Annotated in this window: 17 protein-coding genes; 4 read left to right on the top strand and 13 right to left on the bottom strand. The window is 41.4% G+C overall.

Annotation, left to right across the window (positions count from 1 at the left end; all coding sequences use genetic code 11):
- The first annotated feature begins 3 nt into the window (after positions 1 to 3).
- On the top strand, positions 4 to 267 hold the full coding sequence (gene ubiK, locus PUND_RS01300) for a ubiquinone biosynthesis accessory factor UbiK (protein WP_008112735.1): 264 nt from the start codon (positions 4 to 6) through the stop codon (positions 265 to 267).
- A 44-nt stretch (positions 268 to 311) separates the two neighbouring features.
- On the opposite strand, the gene PUND_RS01295 is transcribed toward ubiK, so the two are convergent.
- The 8 genes from PUND_RS01295 to ilvG form a co-directional block, all read right to left on the bottom strand.
- Positions 312 to 956: a Rossmann-fold NAD(P)-binding domain-containing protein gene (locus PUND_RS01295; RefSeq protein ID WP_010390357.1), complete on the bottom strand. Its 645-nt coding sequence runs from the start codon at positions 954 to 956 to the stop codon at positions 312 to 314.
- Between the two features lies 1 nt (position 957).
- Positions 958 to 1623 (bottom strand): carbonate dehydratase, encoded by a 666-nt coding sequence (can, locus tag PUND_RS01290; RefSeq protein ID WP_008112739.1) that lies wholly within the window; start codon positions 1621 to 1623, stop codon positions 958 to 960.
- Positions 1624 to 1633: 10 nt separating this feature from the next.
- Entirely contained in the window at positions 1634 to 2821 is a 1188-nt protein-coding gene (locus tag PUND_RS01285; RefSeq protein WP_010390355.1) for a methyltransferase, read from the bottom strand.
- A gap of 108 nt (positions 2822 to 2929) precedes the next feature.
- Positions 2930 to 3913: an ABC transporter substrate-binding protein gene (locus tag PUND_RS01280; RefSeq protein WP_010390353.1), complete on the bottom strand. Its 984-nt coding sequence runs from the start codon at positions 3911 to 3913 to the stop codon at positions 2930 to 2932.
- 144 nt (positions 3914 to 4057) lie between these two features.
- The gene (gene ilvA, locus PUND_RS01275; RefSeq protein WP_010390351.1) at positions 4058 to 5611 is read right to left on the bottom strand and encodes a threonine ammonia-lyase, biosynthetic; all 1554 of its coding nucleotides are present in this window, start codon (positions 5609 to 5611) and stop codon (positions 4058 to 4060) included.
- 2 nt (positions 5612 to 5613) lie between these two features.
- Positions 5614 to 7470 (bottom strand): dihydroxy-acid dehydratase, encoded by a 1857-nt coding sequence (gene ilvD / locus PUND_RS01270; protein WP_010390349.1) that lies wholly within the window; start codon positions 7468 to 7470, stop codon positions 5614 to 5616.
- A gap of 101 nt (positions 7471 to 7571) precedes the next feature.
- The gene (ilvM, locus tag PUND_RS01265; protein WP_008112745.1) at positions 7572 to 7814 is read right to left on the bottom strand and encodes an acetolactate synthase 2 small subunit; all 243 of its coding nucleotides are present in this window, start codon (positions 7812 to 7814) and stop codon (positions 7572 to 7574) included.
- Positions 7811 to 9460, bottom strand: a complete 1650-nt coding sequence (ilvG, locus tag PUND_RS01260; RefSeq protein ID WP_010390348.1) for an acetolactate synthase 2 catalytic subunit — start codon at positions 9458 to 9460, stop codon at positions 7811 to 7813. Before ilvG ends, ilvM begins: the two co-directional genes overlap by 4 nt.
- 527 nt (positions 9461 to 9987) lie before the next feature.
- Here ilvG and PUND_RS01255 point away from each other — a divergent pair.
- From PUND_RS01255 to PUND_RS01245, 3 genes are all read left to right on the top strand, one after another.
- Entirely contained in the window at positions 9988 to 11661 is a 1674-nt protein-coding gene (locus PUND_RS01255; protein ID WP_010390347.1) for a phosphoethanolamine transferase, read from the top strand.
- Positions 11658 to 12029, top strand: a complete 372-nt coding sequence (locus PUND_RS01250; RefSeq protein ID WP_010390346.1) for a diacylglycerol kinase — start codon at positions 11658 to 11660, stop codon at positions 12027 to 12029. The genes PUND_RS01255 and PUND_RS01250 overlap by 4 nt, the downstream gene beginning before the upstream one ends.
- Positions 12030 to 12274: 245 nt before the next feature.
- A complete protein-coding gene (locus PUND_RS01245; RefSeq protein ID WP_010390345.1) occupies positions 12275 to 13153 on the top strand; it encodes a TraB/GumN family protein in 879 nt (292 codons plus the stop codon).
- Between the two features lie 6 nt (positions 13154 to 13159).
- On the opposite strand, the gene PUND_RS01240 is transcribed toward PUND_RS01245, so the two are convergent.
- The 5 genes from PUND_RS01240 to PUND_RS01220 all read right to left on the bottom strand — a co-directional run bounded on the left by PUND_RS01240 (position 13160) and on the right by PUND_RS01220 (position 20129).
- A complete protein-coding gene (locus PUND_RS01240; protein ID WP_010390344.1) occupies positions 13160 to 14611 on the bottom strand; it encodes an ATP-binding cassette domain-containing protein in 1452 nt (483 codons plus the stop codon).
- A 67-nt stretch (positions 14612 to 14678) separates the two neighbouring features.
- On the bottom strand, positions 14679 to 16403 hold the full coding sequence (locus PUND_RS01235) for a response regulator (RefSeq protein WP_010390342.1): 1725 nt from the start codon (positions 16401 to 16403) through the stop codon (positions 14679 to 14681).
- Positions 16404 to 16519: 116 nt separating this feature from the next.
- Positions 16520 to 18850, bottom strand: coding sequence for a fatty acid cis/trans isomerase (locus tag PUND_RS01230; protein ID WP_010390339.1), 2331 nt, complete (start codon positions 18848 to 18850; stop codon positions 16520 to 16522).
- A complete protein-coding gene (locus PUND_RS01225) occupies positions 18850 to 19212 on the bottom strand; it encodes a hypothetical protein (protein WP_010390337.1) in 363 nt (120 codons plus the stop codon). Before PUND_RS01225 ends, PUND_RS01230 begins: the two co-directional genes overlap by 1 nt.
- 116 nt (positions 19213 to 19328) lie before the next feature.
- Entirely contained in the window at positions 19329 to 20129 is an 801-nt protein-coding gene (locus PUND_RS01220; protein ID WP_010390335.1) for a VOC family protein, read from the bottom strand.
- Positions 20130 to 20523 lie beyond the last annotated feature (394 nt).

Genomic DNA, 20523 nt, shown 5'->3' with positions numbered 1-20523 from the left:
ACTATGATTAACCCAGCAAAACTTGAAGAAATTGCGAAACAGATCACTAATAACATGCCACAAGGTGTAAAAAACCTGGCTGATACACTTGAAGGTAAAACTAAGCAAGTGTTACAAAATAAGCTTGCCGAAATGGACTTTGTAAGCCGTGAAGAGTTTGATATTCAAAGCCAAGTGCTGATCCGCACACGTGAAAAGCTAACTGAATTAGAAGCAAAAGTAGCGATACTTGAACAGCAATTATCGGCAAAAACAGACGCTGAATAATAAATATAACGCCATAGACGAACCTGCTTTATGGCGCTACTCAGTTATTCAAATAGCTCGTCCAGCACATAATAACCCGTTGCTTGTTGCTGCTCTATGCTTACCCTCAGCAATTTATTAGCTACTTGCTCACCAGTAATGGGTCTATACCGTTTAAAGATACCAAAACGCGTTAGCAGCGGAAGTACCACCTCACCGAACTTTTCTGCAATTCTAAGCTCTGAGCGCTCGCCGACTAATAAAGACGGTTGCAATATACTCAAGCGTGCAAAGCCAAGCTGCTTCACCTGCTGCTCAAGCTCTCCTTTTATTTTTAAATAACGGCTCATACTATTCGCATTTGCGCCACTTGACGATACCAAGCAATAATGCGGAACAGCGTTATTGGCCGCCATTTGCGCACAAATAAATTGGTATTCAAAATCAACTTTACGTTGTGCAGCCACACTGCCCGCTTGCTTTAATGTAGTCCCTAAGCAAGAAAAGAACACGTCACCTTTGAACAATTCAACATGATGCGTCAAATTTTCAAAATCAATAATATGGCTAATTAATTTAGGATGAGAAAAATCTAATTGGCGGCGCGATAAGCTCACTACCTGCGAATAGCTAGAAGATGCTAACAGCTGTTGTAATAACTGGCTGCCAACTAAGCCGGTACTGCCGATTATTAGCGCCGTTTTGGCCATATTAAAGGTGACTGTCCGCAGATTTATTTAGTACATGGTGTACTGCTTTTTTATAGCTTTCACACTCTTCTTCAGCACAACTAACTACCGATTCTAAGTCATGCAAATGACCATTTTCTAAGCCATATACCCAACCATGAACCGTGAGTTCTTGACCTCTTAGCCATGCATCTTGAACAATGCTAGTGCGAGATACGTTACGCACTTGCTCAATCACATTAAGCTCTATTAAACGATCCAGCCGTTGTTTTTCTGGCAGAGCATTAAGTTGCTCTAGGTGTTTTTCTTTTACATCTCCAACGTGGCGGAGCCAGTTATCAATAAAGCCAAAGCGGTCCTCGTTTAGTACCGCTTGCACACCACCACAACCGTAGTGGCCAACAACCATAATATGTTTTACTTTTAATACTTCGACCGCGTACTGCATAACCGATAAACAATTATGATCGGTATGTACAACCACGTTGGCAACATTACGGTGCACAAATAACTCACCCGGTAATAAATCAACAATTTGATTAGCTGGCACCCGTGAATCAGAGCAACCTATCCATAAGTACTCTGGGTTTTGTTGCATCGATAAAATTTTGAAAAATTCAGGGTTCGCTTCGCTCGTTCTAGATGCCCAGCGTTTATTATTTTCTAGTAAGTTATTTAAATTTCTCATTACATCTCTTTTAGGTTGAGGGCGTTTTTAAACTGGCTAAAATTAAAATATTACGGGGTGTTAATTGCTTCTCACAAAATGTATTAACACTGACGTCATAGCCTTGCTGCTGCAAATATAAAGCACGATCGAGCACAAGCCAAACTTCTATTGCTCTTCTAAACACATGTCGAACCAGTTCAACTCGCTCTGTTACTTTTTTTCGCGCCTGACCAATCAACAAAAACTTATTGTAATCAATATCTTTTGGTAGTTTTAAGGCTTTTTTGTCTGCCGCCCAGTTACAAAATGCTGCAAACGAATCTGAAAATATCGCTTTATTCACTGAAGGGACGCTGACATACCCTAACTCACCAGTAAGTGACTTTCTTAAGGCATCAAATCCGAGTCGCCACTCCACTTCTGTTTTTCGCACTTTGCCTACTCGCGAAGGAGCTGTAACAGTTTCTTGCAGGGCGAGCTTTAAATCTCTGTGAGTTAAGTTTAATCGACTTTGCTGAGCATGCTCGCTCATCGCTTGGTAATTATTATCAGTAAATAAATGATAGCAACAAGGTGAAAAGCTAATTTGTGGTACTTTTGCTGCACTGGCTTGATGCATAAAAGTTTGGTGTAACGCACCGCAGGCATGCAAAGCGACAGCATGAGTGTGTGGGCTAAAAAAATCCTGAATGCTATCCTTAAGTACATCGGCTTGGCTAAATTGTATTGCAAGTCCCTGCTGCTGTGCACTTTTTTTCCCTTGTTCACACAAATGAGATTGTAGCTCAACGCTGTGTACACTCTGCGCACCATTAAAAGCTAACATTCGCCCTAAATGGCCTTTACCTGCACACCACTCTAATACAGGCTGATTACTAGTGGGCAATGCGCCAACAAAATCTTGTAGCTGAGTAAACTTTCGACCTTTAATACCATTACTGATCCAAAACGGGTATTCCTTCCGAGTGTTAGTAATGGCAGGCAATGACACTAATCGGCTAAGTTGCTCAACAGCAGGAATATAGGATGAAAAAAACTGATAGAGCTGTTCTTGATCAGAGTCTAATTCAGCAACCGCCTGATCGGATAAAGCGCTCAAAGGAGCATGTAATTCAGGCCAAGGTAAAGCGTCAAAATCAAATGCAGTACACTGCCAATACAAGCGAGTATTCATTAGCAAAGAGTCTAGGGCAGAAAATTGCTCAGTTAAGGTCATAACAGCTTAGGATATAAAAAAGACGCTTAATTATACCAGCACAATAGCACCTGATTAAGCAGTTATTTTTTTAACCTCGCAGAGCAAGGGAATGGAGTAAGTAATCCACTAGCGCGATTTAAACATTAAACGTAAATAGAGGGGGATAGAAATAATGCTTATTATAATAGCCGCAATCAGCATCCAAGAAAGCTGCAGTGTTTCTTGCTTTTTATATTTATAAATAAAATCAGCTTTTACTTCATCAAACTTTGTTTGATCAATCTCATATAAGTCAGCAATTAAACGCCATTTAGCCATCGACATATTACCCACAGTAGTACTCGGTGGAGCAATATAGTCTTTAAGTACCTCAGCCTCATATGCCAGTTGATGAAAACTGCGTTCAGGCGCATAAAACTGTTGGGTTATGGCAATGGCTTCATCCATATTCATTACCGCGTAGCGCCACCCTTTTAAACTTGCTTGATAAAACTTTTCTACCGTATCGGGGTGATACTTAACCATACTATCGCTGGTAAATAAAATATCCGCATATACATCCATCCCATAACGTTGTGGACATATAAGCCTATGAGCAACCCCTTGCTGATCCATATGATAAGGTAGGTCGGTAACATACACTTCTATGGCATCTAATTTATTTTCCATCCATGCTTGTTGTAATTCATCGCCTTTGTAAACAGCCAGTTTTTCGGTATCAATACCACTGCGCTTAAGCATAGTTAGTAACTCAGAATTACTCTCTTTGCTGACTTCACTTACACGCTTGTTAATAAAATCACGAGCATGAAAAATATCTGAAGTTTCTTTTACCATCCAACAGTAAGGAGAAAACTGTAATATGGCAGCCATGGCTACAAAGGGTTCACCGGCAATACGGCGTTCTAATATACCTGAATGTGCTACACCAAATTGCGCCTCTCCTCGCTCTACCGCACCAAAACTATTTGGCCGTTTTGGATCGGCAGGAACTATATTGACGTCTAAACCGGCCTCATTATAAAAGCCTTTTTGTTTGGCCATGTAATAGCCAGCAAATTGAAATTGGTGCGTCCACTTTAATTGTAACGTGACTGATTCCTGCGCCATTAACTGGCTACAAAAAAAGCAGATGCTAATTATTATTCCTTTAAGTAGCAAAGCAGGCTTCCATAAACATGATAATTAATTATAACTATATGTAAAACAGCTAATAAAGCAAGCATCGGGATAAGATGCTTGCTTAGGATAGAGTTAGGCTAGAGCGATTTTTTCAAGCTTTTCTGCTTGAGGTTGGGTAGTTAAAAACTGAGTAAAACAGGGATTATCGGTTTCGTCTTGGACACTGTAACCTAGCCGATTTAAGTGCTCATTAAACATCTCATATTGGCTTGGTTCAATAGCAAAGCCTGCTAATACATTCCCCATTGACCCGCCATGATTGCGGTAGTGAAATAAAGTGATATTCCAGTTACTACCCAGCGTATCTAAAAAGCGCGCCAATGCGCCTGGGTACTCTGGAAACTCAAACCTTAGTAAGCGTTCATGTAACTGCTCTGGCGCTTTACCGCCAACCATATAGCGTACATGCAGCTTTGCTAATTCGTTATCTGACAAATCGCAAAAGGTATATTTGTTATCTGTTAGACTTTGTTTAAGCTCTTCAAGTTCTGCTAACCCTTGGCGCAGTGCAATACCAACAAAAATTTGCGCCTCGCCAGGCCCCGCATAACGATAGTTAAACTCGGTAATAGCACGCCCACCTAAAGATGCACAAAACTGTTTAAAACTACCGCGCTTTTCATCAATGGTCACGGCTAATAAAGCTTCGTTTTTCTCACCCAGCGCAGTGCGCTCAGCCACATAACGTAAGCGGTCAAAGTTTAAATTAGCACCAGACAAAATAGCGGCTAAATTTAACCCCTTTAAACCCGACTGCTGAGACCATTTTTTAAGCCCTGCAGTTGCAAGCGCTCCTGAAGGCTCAGCTATAGCACGGGTTGATACAAAAATATCTTGCATGGCTGCACATATTTCATCGTCTGATACGGTAACTACTTCATCACAAAACTTTTGTGCCAGTCTGAATGTTTCGCTACCAATTATTTTAACGGCAACACCATCGGCAAAACTGCCAACGCGATCGAGCTCTACCGGCTCGCCTGCTGCTAAAGCAGCTTTTAAGCAGGCGCTTTCATTCGCCTCAACCCCTATCACTTTGATATCGGGGCGCAGCGACTTAATATATACCGCCATACCTGCCAGCAAGCCGCCGCCGCCAACAGGAATAAATACCACATCTAAATCGCTGAGCTGTTGCATTAATTCACGGGCAACCGTACCTTGACCAACAATCACATCAGGGTCATCAAATGGCGGTACAAATACGCCGTTTCGCTGCTCAGTTAATTCCAGCGCATACGCTTTTGCGGCATCAAATTGATGGCCATGCAATACGACTTCACCACCCAATGCCCTTACCGCATTAACCTTTATCTCAGGTGTGGTCACGGGCATCACAATGGTGGCTTTGTGCCCTAAGTGTGAGGCACTTAGTGCCACACCCTGGGCATGGTTACCTGCGGATGCGGTGATCACAACCGAGCCTTTAGGCAGCTTATTTAATTTATTAAAAGCACCGCGTAATTTAAACGAGTACACGGGTTGCTGGTCTTCACGTTTTAACCAAACATGATTACCTAATCGTGTACTCAATTCGGCCATTTCACTTACCTCAGTCACCTTAGCTAAAGGCTCCATATTGGCTTGGATAATCGCGCGAAAATAATCGAGTTCTTGAGAAACCATACCTAGCTAAGCTCCTCCAGTTTGGCTAAATCGCGAACTGCGCCTTTATCGGCACTAGTTGCAAGTAGCGCATACGCTTTAAGCGCAGATGATACATAACGATCACGATTAAGCGGTTTATACGCTTGTTTACCACGAGCCAGTTGTTTTTGCTTGCGAGCTTCAAGCTCTTCATCGCTTAACGCCAGCGTAATTTCTCGGGTGGCAATATCGATGATAATTTTATCGCCGTTTTCAACATAAGCAATTGCGCCACCGCTGGCAGCTTCTGGCGATACATGCCCAATCGATAAACCCGACGTGCCACCTGAAAAACGCCCATCAGTAATTAATGCACACTGCTCTGCCAAACCTTTTGATTTTAAATAGCTAGTTGGGTATAGCATTTCTTGCATACCAGGGCCGCCTTTAGGCCCTTCGTAGCGAATAACCACCACATCGCCGGCTTTTACCTCGCCATTTAAAATCCCTTCTACAGAATCATCTTGTGACTCATACACAACCGCAGTACCTTCAAAGTGCAGCATTTCATCGACAACCCCCGCACTTTTAACAATACAGCCATCAACCGCTAAGTTACCGGCAAGTACCGCCAGGCCGCCATCTTGACGAAATGCATGTTCAACACTGCGGATACAGCCGTTTTCACGGTCGTTGTCACCTTCATCCCAACGGCAATCTTGGCTCATTGCTTTGGTAGTTCGAATACCTGCAGGGCCAGCACGGTAAAACTTTTGCGCGGCTTCGTTGTTCGGATCGGTTGCATCCCATTTTTTAACCAGCTCACCCATTGTCATACCAGCAACATGGTTAACCGATAAATCAACCAGTCCTGCTTTTCCAAGCTCACGTACTATGGCCATCATGCCACCAGCGCGGTGTACATCTTCAATGTGGTATTGCGCGGTAGCTGGAGCAACTTTACATAAAAACGGGGTTTTTCGTGAAAGCTCATCAATGTGTGACATATCAAAATCAACGCCGGCTTCTTGCGCTGCTGCGAGTAAATGCAATACCGTATTTGATGAACCGCCCATAGCAATATCAACCACCATAGAGTTCATAAATGCGGTTTTATTAGCAATGGCACGAGGCAGTACGTCTTGGTTATCTTTTTGATAATACTCACGGCATAAATCAACAATACGGGCGCCTGCTTCAACATATAGTTGTTTGCGGTCTTTATGGGTCGCAAGCGTGGTCCCGTTACCAGGCAGCGCAAGGCCAATTGCTTCTAATAAACAGTTCATAGAATTGGCGGTAAACATCCCTGAACACGACCCACAGGTAGGGCATGCAGATCGCTCAACTTGCTCAGAGTCGGCATCACTTACCGATTCATCAGCGCCTTTAACCATAGCATCAACCAAATCGAGCTTAATATCGATATTCGCTAACTTGGTTTTACCTGCTTCCATTGGGCCGCCCGATACAAAAATAACGGGTATATTTAAACGCAGCGCCGCTAACATCATTCCAGGGGTGATTTTGTCGCAGTTAGAAATACAAATCATCGCATCGGCACAATGGCCGTTCACCATGTACTCTACCGAGTCGGCAATTAAATCGCGCGATGGCAGTGAATAAAGCATACCGCCGTGACCCATGGCAATACCGTCATCGATAGCAATGGTATTAAATTCTTTTGGTACACCACCGGCCTGAGTAATGGTTTCAGCCATCAGTTCACTAAGCTGATTAAGATGTACGTGCCCCGGTACAAATTGCGTAAATGAGTTCACAACAGCAATAATTGGCTTACCAAAGTCGGTATCAGTCATGCCTGTTGCACGCCATAATGCTCTTGCGCCTGCGCGTTTTCGCCCTTCAGTGGTGGTTGCACTTCTTAATTTAGCCATAGTTACCTCAGTGTTTGCCGCAATTAATGCGGGCATTCCTCATTCTAAAAATTGATGAATAACCAAATAATCGGTTATTCGTAAAATTCGTTAAATTTATTTTATACAGCCTGTTGCTGTAAGCTTTGTAGCGTCACATGTTTCACATCAACCAATTTATTTAACTGGCTAGTAAGCAAGTAAATTGGTTTATCACTATCAACCGTCATTGCCATATTATATTGACCATCGTCCATATTGAGCTGTAAGTGAGTCAAGTCAAAACCACGATGACGCACCACACGTAAAAAGCGCTCGATTGCGACACTTTGACTTTTTAAGGCAATAGTTAAGTTGTGTTTCATTGTGCTTTCTCCGTCATCATTTCATCGTTGGCAGCTCCAGGCGGAACAAGTGGCCATACGTTTTCTTTATCATCGATACAAGCATGAACAATATAGGGTCCATCGCTATTTAATAAGGCAGTGATTGCATCATCCACTTGGTTGGCATGGGTAATAGTTTGCCCAGGAATGCCAAACACAGCAGCAAGTTGTACAAAGTCAGGGTTGTCTGATAGGTTAGTTTCGCTGTAACGCCCTTCAAAAAATAGTTCTTGCCATTGGCGCACCATTCCTAAGCGCTGGTTATCAAGTATCAGTATTTTTACTGGTAAATTATTACGGCGAATAGTGGCAAGCTCTTGAATGTTCATCATGATTGAACCATCGCCTGAAACGGTGATCACAAAGTCATCTTTACGCGCTATCTGTGCACCTATAGCCGCGGGTAAACCAAATCCCATAGTGCCTGCACCACCACTGCTCAAATGGTTGCAAGGGTGGCTAAACTTCATGTGCTGAGCTACCCACATTTGGTGCTGGCCTACATCACAACACACCACACTAGTGCTTGGCATACGCTGGCTAAGTTGATTAAGTAAGTAAGGAGCAAATACTTTTTCACCAGGGTAGTCGTAGCGCCACGCGTGTTTGACCTTCATTTGTTTACTATGATCGCACCACGCTTTTGGTGTAACCACGCACTCAAGTGCAGGGAGAGAAGTTTTTAAATCAGCAATTAATGACGCTTTTGCGGGTTTACGTTTTCCGACCTCGGCTGCATCTATATCTAAATGAATTACGTTTGCTTTTGCAGCAAACTTAGCTAAATTGCCCGTTACACGGTCATCAAAGCGTGCGCCAATACACACTAATACATCACATTCTTGCACCGCTAAATTAGCCGCTTGACCGCCATGCATACCTAGCATGCCTAAATCATATTCGTAATCAGGTAATACACTGCCCAATGCTTTAAGGGTTGAAACCGCTGGCATTTGCGTTTTATTTAAAAATTGCATTAACTGCGCTTGCGCATCAGCGGCATGGACCCCGCCCCCAACATAGGCAACAGGCTGCTTGGCTTCACTGAGTAATTGGTTAGCAATAGCGACTTGATTTAGATCTAGTTGAGGCAAATATTCATCTACCGCTAACCAAGGTTTAAAAGGTACTTGCGCCATTTGAATGTCTTTGGGGATATCAACCAAAACAGGGCCAGGTCGACCGCTTTGTGCTAAATGCATCGCCTCTTGTAATATTTCGGCTAAATCTTCTGCTCGCTCAACCATATAACTATGTTTTGTACATGAAAGCGACATACCCAACACGTCTATTTCTTGAAAGGCGTCAGAACCAATAGCTGCGGTTGGTACTTGCCCGGTGATGGCAAGTAAAGGCACTGAGTCCATCATGGCATCAGCCAATGCGGTAATTAAGTTAGTAGCCCCCGGACCTGATGTTGCTAAACATACACCTAAGCGGCCAGTACTGCGTGCATAGCCCACAGCAGCAAATCCTGCACCTTGTTCATGGCGAGTGAGGTAATGTTTTACAGGCGCACCATACAAGGCATCGTAAATGGGCATAATAGCACCACCTGGGTAGCCAAATACTTCATCTACGCCGTGCTTGGCGAGTAAATCAATTGTTAGTTCTGCGCCTGTCATTAGTAAATCCTCATTCCTGTGTGACAACCCGTTAAAATTTAATCTTAAAACTAAAAAGCCCCCCGGACGGTTAAGTGCGGAGGGCTTTTCAATGCTTAGTTTTTTAAAGCACTACGAAGCCCTCGCGGGAATAATCACCACGATAATAATCAGGACTAGGTTAAGTGCATTGTTAAGCATAAAATTTAATACCATTTAATTTCTGTAATTACGAAACTCTTGTTTCGCTGTCTTTTTATATTAGTACCGCGCTCAGGGCACTAAGTCAACATCAAATTCAATCCAAAATAATTATAAAAACACGCCGGCCTAGGTTTTAAAATTCAAACAACCTAAACAAAGTGAATTTTTTATCCCTTCATTTCAACTCAGGAAATTCACTATTCTTATAACGGTGAATTATGGTTTGATTAATTTTTAGCAAACCGCTGTATTTTATAGCTCATAAAATAAAATAAATTGACTTCTTAAGCGTTTCTTAAGTGTGACGTCCTAGCATAACAACGTTCACTAAAAAGAGATGTGTTATGAATTCAATTTTCAAACTCAGTAAGCAATCGCAAGCAAACACCAAAAAGCGCTTTTACTTTAACTGCAGCGCTAATGCATTTGTTATTTTAATGGCATGCTATTACGGCTTAATCATTAATATTCCATTTATGCATGGTGCGTTTAGCGCTATTACTTCGCTGCACACATTTTCGTGGTTATTTCTATTTTCTGTACCGCTACTACTTGTGTGTTTATTAGTTATTTTTTTTTCTTTGGTGTCTGTTCGAGGGCTATTAAAACCCATCAACTACTTACTACTCGTGCTCTCAAGTGCCGCACTTTACGGCTCATTAAACTATGGAGTGGTATTTGATTACTCAATGATACAAAACGCAGCAGAGACGGACTCTAGTGAAGCGTTAAGCTATTTAAACTTGCAACTTGTTGGCTTTTTACTGCTTTTTGGCGCATTACCTGCCTTTGTTTTGAGTCGTATAAACGTAAACTGTGCCCGCCCACACAAAGAAATACTCAGTCGTATTAAACTGTTACTAGCATGCGGTGCTTTGATTGCTTTAGTGGTAGTAAACTTTTACGCCGATTATGCGGCAACAGGTCGAAATAACCGTATATTGAAAAAAGAAATCATTCCATTTCAATACCTTTCTAGTGGCTATAAGTATGCACGTGACCAGTTGCTTTACAGCGATATTAAATTTAAAAATATTGATACCACACCAACTTTAGCATCGCCAAGTACAACACGAGTTACTGTCATAGTAGTAGGTGAAACCGCACGAGCTGAAAATTTTTCCTACCAAGGCTATGAGCGCAATACCAACCAATACACACAAAAACATAATGTCACTTATTTCGATAATGTATCGTCGTGTGGCACGGCCACAGCAGTGTCAGTACCGTGTATGTTTTCACTGCAAACTCATGCCAATTTTTCTCGTTTAGACAGTGATAATCAGCAAAACGTGATTGATTTGATACAACAAGCAGGCGCAGATGTCTTGTGGGTTGATAATAACAGTGGCTGTAAAAACGTCTGCTCGCGCGTACCTACCATTAATATTGATAGCAAAGCATCCGGACTATGTGATGGTAAATACTGTTTTGATGAAGCGTTGCTAGCCCCACTAAAGCACAAGCTTGCTAACTTGAGTCAGGCTAATACGCTTATAGTGCTGCATATGATGGGTTCACATGGCCCTACTTACTTTAAGCGCTACCCTGAAAAATTTAAACAGTTTAGTCCAACCTGCGACCGCAGCGATATTCAGAACTGTAACGCTGAAGAACTGGTTAACACCTACGATAATACAATTGCTTATAGTGATTTTATCAACGCTCAAGTTATTGAACAGTTAAAGGCACTACCAGCCAATATTGATAAGCAATTACTGTATGTGTCGGACCATGGCGAGTCGCTCGGTGAAAATGGTGCGTACTTACATGGCTTTCCCTATGCATTTGCACCAACAACTCAAACCCATGTGCCTCTTTACATCTGGGCTGATGATCATAATCAGCGCATTACAGCCAAGTGTCTCAACAATTTAAATAGCACTTTAGCGCAATCACACGATGCTATTTTTCATACCCTTTTAAACTTAACCGGTGTTGTGAGTAAAACCTACCAAACCTCTGAAGATTTACTCGCGTCATGTCAAACGATTAACCATAGCGAAGCTAAAATATGAATAATAAAACCGTTATAAAACGCCAAGGCCTAATGCGCCTAATTTTTACCTTAAGCCATACATTTAACGGCCTAAAATGGATGAGCCGATTTGAGGCTGCTTTTCAGCAAGAGTTGGTTTTATTTAGTTTGCTAGGCGTATTTGCCTGCTTGCAAGAAATTACTTTAAGTAGCAAGTTAATATTAATTGCCAGCTTATTGTTTGTGTTATTTGCTGAGTTGGTCAATACCGCAGTCGAAGTGGTGGTTGATCGCATCGGTAGCGAATATCATGAACTATCAGGCCTAGCTAAAGACATCGCTTCTGCCAGTGTCTTTATCGCCATGCTCATCACCGTTCTGCTTTGGTGGTCTGTTTTATGGGCTTAATTTGCCAAAGTAAAAAAAGCATTAGTGCTGCCGTAGGTCATGGTGGTGTTTTTTCTCAGTCTATGAAGCTTTTCACGAATCGCCTTGAGTTCATAACAAAGTGAACGCGCTTTGACTAATTTTGGCAACATGGCCTACAGCAATAATTGGTATCAATAGCGCTTTTGATCTGGCACTTTTACGTTACCTATATAGTAAACTAAGTTAGTATTTATAAAACAACTTAAACATGGCTAGGATTTTTTATGAAAGTGTCATTGCGTATCAGTCATTTATTGATAACGTTCGTTTTTTTAGCATTTAGTGTCAATGGCTATGCAGCTCCTGCTCTATTCAAAATAGAAAAACAAGGCGCTAGTTCGTATTTATTTGGCACCGTGCATGTAGGTGATGCCAGCATGAAAGGGCTACCACAAAAAGTGACTCACGCACTGGATAACAGCAAGCAAGTGGTTGTTGAAGTGGATATTAGTAAGCTATCACCTTTACAAATGCAGCAACGCTCTATGCCGTATATGCTGCTTAATAACGGGCACACACTACAGAGTGAGCTGTCGACAGAAAATTATCAACTCCTGAAAGACTACTTTGCTAAAAAGTCGATTGATATTGCCATGTTCAACAGCTTTAAACCTTGGGCTGTGATGTTAACCATGATGCAAATTGAGTTTCAAAACGCAGGATATTCAGATAAAAATGGCATTGATAAGCAAATATTAGATTATGCCCAACAGCATAATATTAAAATTGCAGAGCTTGAAACCATAGAGCAGCAACTACAAATGTTTAATGGGTTAGAGTCATTAAGCAACGCTATGATGGCAGAAACCTTTGAACAACTCAGTGATATTAATACCTACTTTATTTCTCTAGTAAATGCATGGAAACAGGGCGATATGAAAACCCTAACCAGCTACTACCACACCAGTTTTGATAACAGCCAATACGGCCAACAAAGCGAACAAGTGATGCTAATTGAGCGTAATAATAATTGGGTCACTCAGCTCACCCCAAAACTTGAACAAGGCAATATTTTTATAGCTGTAGGTGCTCTGCATTTACTTGAGCAACATGGCTTAATTAAACAACTGCGTGACCAAGGATTCACGGTGACTCAGTTATAAACAAGCTTATATAATCGACTCACTATGAGCCGTATGCTGTTCATAGTAAGTTGGTTTAAAATCTTCCATTTTTAGGGTGTGTTCAATCCCTTTAATGGTATCTGCTGCATGATGGTTTACATAAATAACGGTACTCGTTTTTGCCGCACACACCTTTTCTATCAGCAGTAAAACGCGTTGACGATTTGCCTCATCAAGCCCTAAACATGGCTCATCTAAAATAACTAAGGCGGGGTGTTTGACCATTGCGCGTACAATAAGTAATAAGCGCTGATCGCCATACGATAGTTGAGTAAAAGCGCAATTTGCTTTATCGCTTAGGCCAATTAATGCCAGCCACTGTTTCGCTAACCGCATTTGTAACTCGCTGGCTTGTTGATATAAACCAATACTATCGAAAAACCCAGAGATAACAGTATTGAGCGCCGAAATACTCACTCTATACTGTAAATGCAAGGTATTAGAGATATAACCAATATGCTGTTTTATATCCCAAATACTCTCTCCTGTTCCACGCTTAAAACCAAACACCTCAATCTCATTGTTATAACACTGAGGGTTATCACCGGTGATTAAATTTAATAAACAGGTTTTTCCTGAGCCATTCTTGCCGATAAGTTGCCAATGTTGGTGTTGCTTAATTGTCCAGTTTAAGTTCTCAAAAATAGTCTGTTCACCATAACGTACATGCGCATCAGTAAGCTTAACGAGTGGCGCGTTTACATTTGAAATAAAAGCGGGTTCGGTTGAATCTGGAATAGTTATAGGTGTATGTTCTAAATGCAGTAACTTAAACAAATCGGCTCGTTTTGCTGCGCACGGTTTTGCTAAGCTATGTTGTAAAAGACCCTTGCTCACATAAGCAAAGTGATCAACAAACGCAGGAATTTCATCAACACGGTTTAGTACAAACACAAAGCAAGTGTGCGTACTTAGTTGCTTTAATAGGCGGTTTAACTGCCCAGACGATTTAGTGTCTAAGCCATCAAATGGTTCATCAAGCACAACTAAATCACTGTTAGCAGACAGTGCTTTAATCAATAATAATTTACGTGTTTCACCGGTCGATAAATCGGTAAAATTATGATTAAGTAAGGCATCAAAATTAAGAGCCGTAATTAGCTGTTGGCATAAATCGCTATTTATTTCAGGTTCAGAAAAGAGTATATCGGTTACTTTTTGTGGTTTATCACTTTTGCGATTAGCGCTCAATAACTGCTTTTGTAAATCACTTGAAACCAACTGTAGATTGTTAAAAGTACTATGACGTTGCCCACTTTGTTGCTTGGCTTCACCAATAAGCGTAGCCCCAAGCGCAGATTTACCGGCGCCATTGCCGCCAAGCAATACCCAGTGCTCCCCCTGTTTTACTTGCCAAGTTAAATCTTTAATATAATAGCGATTACTGCCACCGGTGGATAAATAACCATTAAATTGCTGAAGTAAAATTGAGCGCACACTAGATCCCAAAATAAGGCTTAAAAATTCAAATTAACGTACAAAATAACAATTAGGCAAGTGAGATTTAATCAACCTCTGTTAGAAGAGCATCGTTTAGTGCCGCTATTATACTTTGCTGATCTATAGGTTTATGAATATGACTTATTGCTCCACAAGCTTTAGCGCGAGCTATATCACTATCAGAAGTGTTTGCGGTAACCACAATAATGGGTCGTGTTTTGTCTTTTTCATGCAGCAGCTTTGTAGCTTCAAAGCCATCCATAACCGGCATATTTAAATCCATAAATATAACATCATAGCTATTTTCAGCCGCCATTTCACAAGCGACTTTGCCATTTTCAGCCGATTCAACCTGTATGTTCAAAGAGCTTAATAACTTTGTTAGTACCAACATGTTGAGCGGGTTATCTTCAACCACTAAACACTTAAGATCATCAGGCAAGCGCGTTGGCATAGTTTCGCTTGTGTCCATCTCTAATGGTAGGCTTAAAAATACAATGGCGCCTTGTGGATGATTATTCTCAAAACGAATGTCGCCATTAAGCGCATTAACAATATATTGCACGCGGGTAAGCCCTGTTCTGAGGCCTTGAAAATGGTTACTTTGTTGATTGTTATCTAATTCGAGCTGATCAACCGGGTGGCTAAAGCCACAGCCACTGTCTTTTATGCTTAACTCTAACTGATGGTTATTGAGCGTAGCAATGACGGTGACCTCTCCTTGCTCAGTAAACTTTAATGCGTTATTAAGTAGTTCAGAAACAATTTGCTGTAGGCGTGCGTGATCTACAATCACCGCGCAATCTAAGCTCGGCGCTAACTCGGTAATTAGCTTTAACCCTTTCTCAGTACAGCCATATTGATACACAGCCAGTATTTTGTTTAAAGTTGTTAGTAGGTTGTCTGAGGTTGGCTTTAACGACCAGCGATTTAAACTAAGCGCTTGCAAATCTTGAAGTTCATCTAACATCGCTAGCAGCCTAACAGAACAATACTGAGCTTGACGCTGAATTTGTTGTTGCGAGCTGGGAATGGTTAATTCATTTATAGAACTAATTAATCCCTGTAACGGGGTTCTAAACTCATGACTGGCGCGTGCGATAAAATGCTCTTTATTCTGACTGACTTGCTCGGCAAATTCTTTTTGTTGTTGATACTCAAGCAGAGTCTGCAAAACTTGCCTTTCCATTGGCATAAACACAAATCTTAACTCTAGAAGCAATAACGCTAGAGTCAAAAACCAACACAACAGCTCAATATTGGCTACCCAATTAACCTTTGTCACCGCTTGCTGCTCAAATAAGCTCACCGCGGTGTCTAATTTTTTTAATAATGCTTCAATCTCGCCCACAGAAAACATCACGGGATTCACTTGTTCTTGTTGGGTCAGTAATTTTTTTGCTTGTTTTATAAAACTAGATACCTCGGCATCTAGGTTACCTGGGGCGGCATAATATAAATCAACTAAAGCAGCATTTAAATAAATCGCCTCACCTTGCTTATTTTTAGTGAGTAAAAAAGTATGTCCTTGCTCGAATAGCCCAAGTGAGTGGGCTAACGATTTCAGGTGCTGTTCTTTGTTAGCTGTTTGATTAATTAGCGCATTACTATGCCACGCTATTTTTTGTGACAGCATACGTTGCTTACCCGCTATATTGATAATTTTCGCATCGTATTTTTGCACAGAAAAGACGTATTGCATGAGTAGTGCGGATACGCTGATCAGCAAGGCAATAGCAATTAATGCCCACCGATAACGCGTGCGAATACTCTTTACAATATTAAACATAAACCAAGCTGCTTTTTATTTTCACTTTAGTCTAACTGTAGCAAGTTAATCAGTTAATTCACTAATTATTAGATATAAAAAAGCCCAACTAAAAAGCTGGGCTACTTACAATATCATTAACGATTTTCTAAGCGGTTATAATCAAACATACCAAATTCAACCCCTCGATACTGGCGGGCAACGTGATGTAATATATCGCTGTATTGCCAAAACTGAGGGTGCGTTCGACGAATCGCAAACTTAGACTTTAAAGCCCGATAATCCGCCTCTACTTGCATAAGCGGTAGCTGCTCTGCAAATGCAGCAACTTGTTGCGGGTTATTTAAATACCAAATTGCTGATGGGTAATCACCAATAAAACCTGGCACAATTGTCACGGTATCTTCTTCATAAGCACGCTGGCCGTCTTCGTTTAATAAGCTCGAAATATTATAATGCGCGTTATGATGAATAATCGTATAAGCCTTGTGCTCATCTTGCTCTTTTACTAACACATACGATAGCTGCGGGAGTAAGTTAATTGCTTTAGCGGGCATGGTGTTAATTGCACTTAATGGTGCGGGTACTTTTTTATAGTCATAACGAGGACTTAATACCGCCTCAAGCGTTTGTTTAATTAATCCATATAACTCTGATTGTGGCTTATCAGTTTGGTAACTAATACCGCTGGGCTGACTAAACTCACGGTTATTTTCGAAAAAGGTCGATAGACTTGGCGGTGATTTACGATACCAGCTTTGCTTAATAGCTTCGCGTTGTGACTCTGGTAATAACGCAAGAAAGTTTTGCTCACCTTCCAAGCGTAAAAAATCCATATATAAACGTGTTATCAATTGATGGCCAATATTGCCATACACATCAAAGCCTGCCACTAGTAAGTAGTGAATACGCTCAAACAATGCATAATCAAGTACCCACATCGTTTTAGGTTGCTGGCCAACAAGCCCTTTTACAACTGTTGCACTATCAAAATGGCGAAAAATTGTCAGCGCCGCATTTTGGTTATGCCCTTCCCCTTTCCACAGTAAATCAGTAGTTAAGTGCTCGCCATTTTTGAACATTTTATTAGCTAGCTCTACCTTGGCTTTTAAATAGCGTTTTTCGCGAACTGAGTATTTTACCCAGTTAGAAATAGGTAACGCATTACTCTCCTCGGCTGCTGGTAACTCTAATGCGTCTTCATGTTGCATTAGCATTTTACCAACCTCTGGAGTCGCCACTTTTTCAGGATCGGCAAATGCCACCCAAAAATGGTCATTAATCACGTTCAGTGCTATTTGACCACGGCAAACAGGTCCTTTAATGAAGCCCATAATAATTAACTCAGCTTCATCGAGCATAAATTGATACTTAGCATCAATAGGCAGTGCTTCAAAAGTTTTAAATGGGTTCGATGCAAGTGCTGGCTCATAGCTTGGTAAGCTAGATACAGTGTATTTTGGTGCGATGAACTGCTGATATAAGCGCGTTAACTTCTCATCCGTTAACTTAAGTGGCAAATGCGTTTTTGACAAAATAGTAGAACGGTCGTGAAGCAGTCGATAATAAACACGCTCAACATTTGGGTTATCATAAGGGCGACGAGCGCTAATTAACTTAATATCTTCCCCAGGAGGAGTACTTGAACGCACCAACTTAAAAAAGTTTGGTGATTGCGCATCACTAAAATAGATGTGCGCTAAAAACCAATGTTCATAAATATAACGCGCTGATAACTGATACTTCAAACCATCTTGATTTAAAAATGCTTCCCAGTTTTTTACCTTTGCAAGCTCAGCAGCTGATGGCGGCTTGATATGCGCCATTTTCCCACCTTTTTTAATCCAATTTTGTAGATGCTGAAATTCAGCAGCCGACACCCCTGGTAAGCCATAAGGCATACCCGCATGCGGTTGCTCATCCGCTAATTGGTCAAATTCACCCATGGTCGCACAACTTTGGTTGCGACTAAGCGAAAAATCAAAGCGTTCATCTAATACTTCATCTTCTGGCAAAGGTGAACTTTGCTTTAATACCAGCGTGTTAAATAACACACTACCGGCTAAATTGGCTTCTTCATTTTGTGCTCGCTCGTTTAATACCGGGCTAAACTCTTTTTCACGCCATTGCTCAGTGGTGGTTGCATCAAATAATAATCGGCTCGGCGTTGAGGCTAACAACCGAGTACCGTCGTACACCAGCTCTTTACTTAGCCCTCTATCTATTCCCTCAGGAGACGACAACTTCAACTGGCAAGGCGCATCATAACAACCATGGCAAACCACGCAGCGAGTATCTATTACAGGCTTTACATGTTGAAGAAATTCGGCGCCATCACCACTATTAGCGTCAACAATACGCGCTTGTGTTTTTTCGGGACCAAACAGTTCGTTATAATGAGCATTTCCTAGGTAGGCACAGCCACTTAAAATAATCAGTACAAATGTACTTATAATGATCTTTTTCATTACTCTGCCTCATCGCCCAAATCGAACGTGGGCATCATATCAACTTGAGGTGATACGAATGTCAGCTCATCAACTGTAGTCACTACAGCGCTTAATAGAGGGCCTTGAGTAAGCGTTAGTTGAGCGTTATGTTCGCTTTGCACTACACTTGAAAAGCTTGAATTGATGATATTCAATTCATAGTCTGTAATGCTTATGCCAATACTACTGTCAGCACTGGGATTTTGGCATAGCTGAGTCAGTAGCTCATCACTTAAAATAACTGAAATTTCCACGTCAGGCTGCGCTAAGTCACGCGTACTTAGTGTCTCATCTAGAATAAATAAAGGGAGGGTTAAATTGCTATCTTGTTCAAGTTCCATTGGACTCTCTTGCTGACTGGCGGTGTAATTACCGCCATTATAGCAAAAAAGCACATAATTACTGCGACTAAATAACCATACTAAAGCCTAAAATTAATCCTAAGCATTGCTAATTACTAAGCTTTAATATCATCCATTGCCGATTCAATCATAGAAAAAACAGCCCCTTGAGGATCGCAAATAACACTAAAACGCCCTACATCAGGGATATCTGTAGCAGGTACGCACACTTGCCCTCCAAGGATCGCCGCTTTGTTTACATAGCTATCGCAGTTATCCACGGCAAAGTAAATCATCCAATGGGGAGGCACGTCTTCTGGCCACTCATTATTCATTTGTAGCATGCCCGCTACAGGCTTACCTGCAACTAAGAACAAGGTGTAATCCATACCTTCCATAGGCTTTATTTCACTTTGCCAACCTAGTAATTCGCAGTAAAAGTGACGGCTCGCTTCGCTATCACGCGTTGCCATTTCGTGCCAATAAGGCGTGCCGAGCTCACAAGGGCGCTGACATCCTATGTGCTCTTTACCTTGCCATAACGCCACTATGGCGCCGGTTGGGTCTTTAAGCATTAACATCCGCCCTGCATTCATAACATTGTGAGGGCCTGCTATAATTTGCGCGCCTAGCTTTTGCGCCTTAATTGCACATGTATCAACATCATCTACTGCAATATAGGTAAGCCAGTAGCTAGGTGTGGAATCGTCCACTTGCTCTTTAGGCATTTGGTACATGGCAGCAATATCGTCACCTTGCTTTTGAAGCATTGTGTAATATTCATCTTCGCCAATTGGCTGGTCGTCATTCCCCCATTCAAACAACGAGGTATAAAAAGCTTTTCCATCTTTCCAATTATGAGTACACAGTTCAGCCCAGCAAAATATACCTTGCGGATAATTATTTTTATTATTCATCGCCCATTTCCTGTTGTAAATTTAAGCTATTTTTAGCTTAGGCTAATAGTCTGTATGAGTCGATAGCTATTCAATGAATAGACATGCCTTTACTGAGTTTTAGCGTATAGTCATATTCCCTCCTATAAAAAAACACCGCTCAAACATAAAATTATAGATATTCAGAGGTTCTTAAAACGCTGGCTTCTACTCGGGGTTGATACTAACTCAGGCTACTTAGCTGACACTAGCACCGAGCAGCTAAAAGCTGATAGCTAATCACTTTTCTTCAAGCATTAAAAAACCCGAGACTAAGCTCGGGTTTTTTTAATGCTTAATGCATTACAACAGTTGATTACTCAACGATAATTGCAACAAAGCACCGATGCCTAAGGTAAGAGAGCCACCTTCACAT

This window comes from Pseudoalteromonas undina, assembly GCF_000238275.3.
Lineage (GTDB): Bacteria > Pseudomonadota > Gammaproteobacteria > Enterobacterales > Alteromonadaceae > Pseudoalteromonas > Pseudoalteromonas undina.
The sequence above is the reverse complement of the archived record's forward strand: the minus strand, read 5'-3'. Positions and strand labels throughout refer to the sequence as shown.

Bases quoted from the DNA above. Each gene is read 5' to 3' on its own strand.
- ubiK (WP_008112735.1), top strand. From the start codon at position 4: ATGATTAACCCAGCAAAACTTGAAGAAATTGCGAAACAGATCACTAAT.
- PUND_RS01295 (WP_010390357.1), bottom strand. From the start codon at position 956: ATGGCCAAAACGGCGCTAATAATCGGCAGTACCGGCTTAGTTGGCAGC.
- can (WP_008112739.1), bottom strand. From the start codon at position 1,623: ATGAGAAATTTAAATAACTTACTAGAAAATAATAAACGCTGGGCATCT.
- PUND_RS01285 (WP_010390355.1), bottom strand. From the start codon at position 2,821: ATGACCTTAACTGAGCAATTTTCTGCCCTAGACTCTTTGCTAATGAAT.
- PUND_RS01280 (WP_010390353.1), bottom strand. From the start codon at position 3,913: ATGGCGCAGGAATCAGTCACGTTACAATTAAAGTGGACGCACCAATTT.
- ilvA (WP_010390351.1), bottom strand. From the start codon at position 5,611: ATGGTTTCTCAAGAACTCGATTATTTTCGCGCGATTATCCAAGCCAAT.
- ilvD (WP_010390349.1), bottom strand. From the start codon at position 7,470: ATGGCTAAATTAAGAAGTGCAACCACCACTGAAGGGCGAAAACGCGCA.
- ilvM (WP_008112745.1), bottom strand. From the start codon at position 7,814: ATGAAACACAACTTAACTATTGCCTTAAAAAGTCAAAGTGTCGCAATC.
- ilvG (WP_010390348.1), bottom strand. From the start codon at position 9,460: ATGACAGGCGCAGAACTAACAATTGATTTACTCGCCAAGCACGGCGTA.
- PUND_RS01255 (WP_010390347.1), top strand. From the start codon at position 9,988: ATGAATTCAATTTTCAAACTCAGTAAGCAATCGCAAGCAAACACCAAA.
- PUND_RS01250 (WP_010390346.1), top strand. From the start codon at position 11,658: ATGAATAATAAAACCGTTATAAAACGCCAAGGCCTAATGCGCCTAATT.
- PUND_RS01245 (WP_010390345.1), top strand. From the start codon at position 12,275: ATGAAAGTGTCATTGCGTATCAGTCATTTATTGATAACGTTCGTTTTT.
- PUND_RS01235 (WP_010390342.1), bottom strand. From the start codon at position 16,403: ATGTTTAATATTGTAAAGAGTATTCGCACGCGTTATCGGTGGGCATTA.
- PUND_RS01230 (WP_010390339.1), bottom strand. From the start codon at position 18,850: ATGAAAAAGATCATTATAAGTACATTTGTACTGATTATTTTAAGTGGC.
- PUND_RS01225 (WP_010390337.1), bottom strand. From the start codon at position 19,212: ATGGAACTTGAACAAGATAGCAATTTAACCCTCCCTTTATTTATTCTA.
- PUND_RS01220 (WP_010390335.1), bottom strand. From the start codon at position 20,129: ATGAATAATAAAAATAATTATCCGCAAGGTATATTTTGCTGGGCTGAA.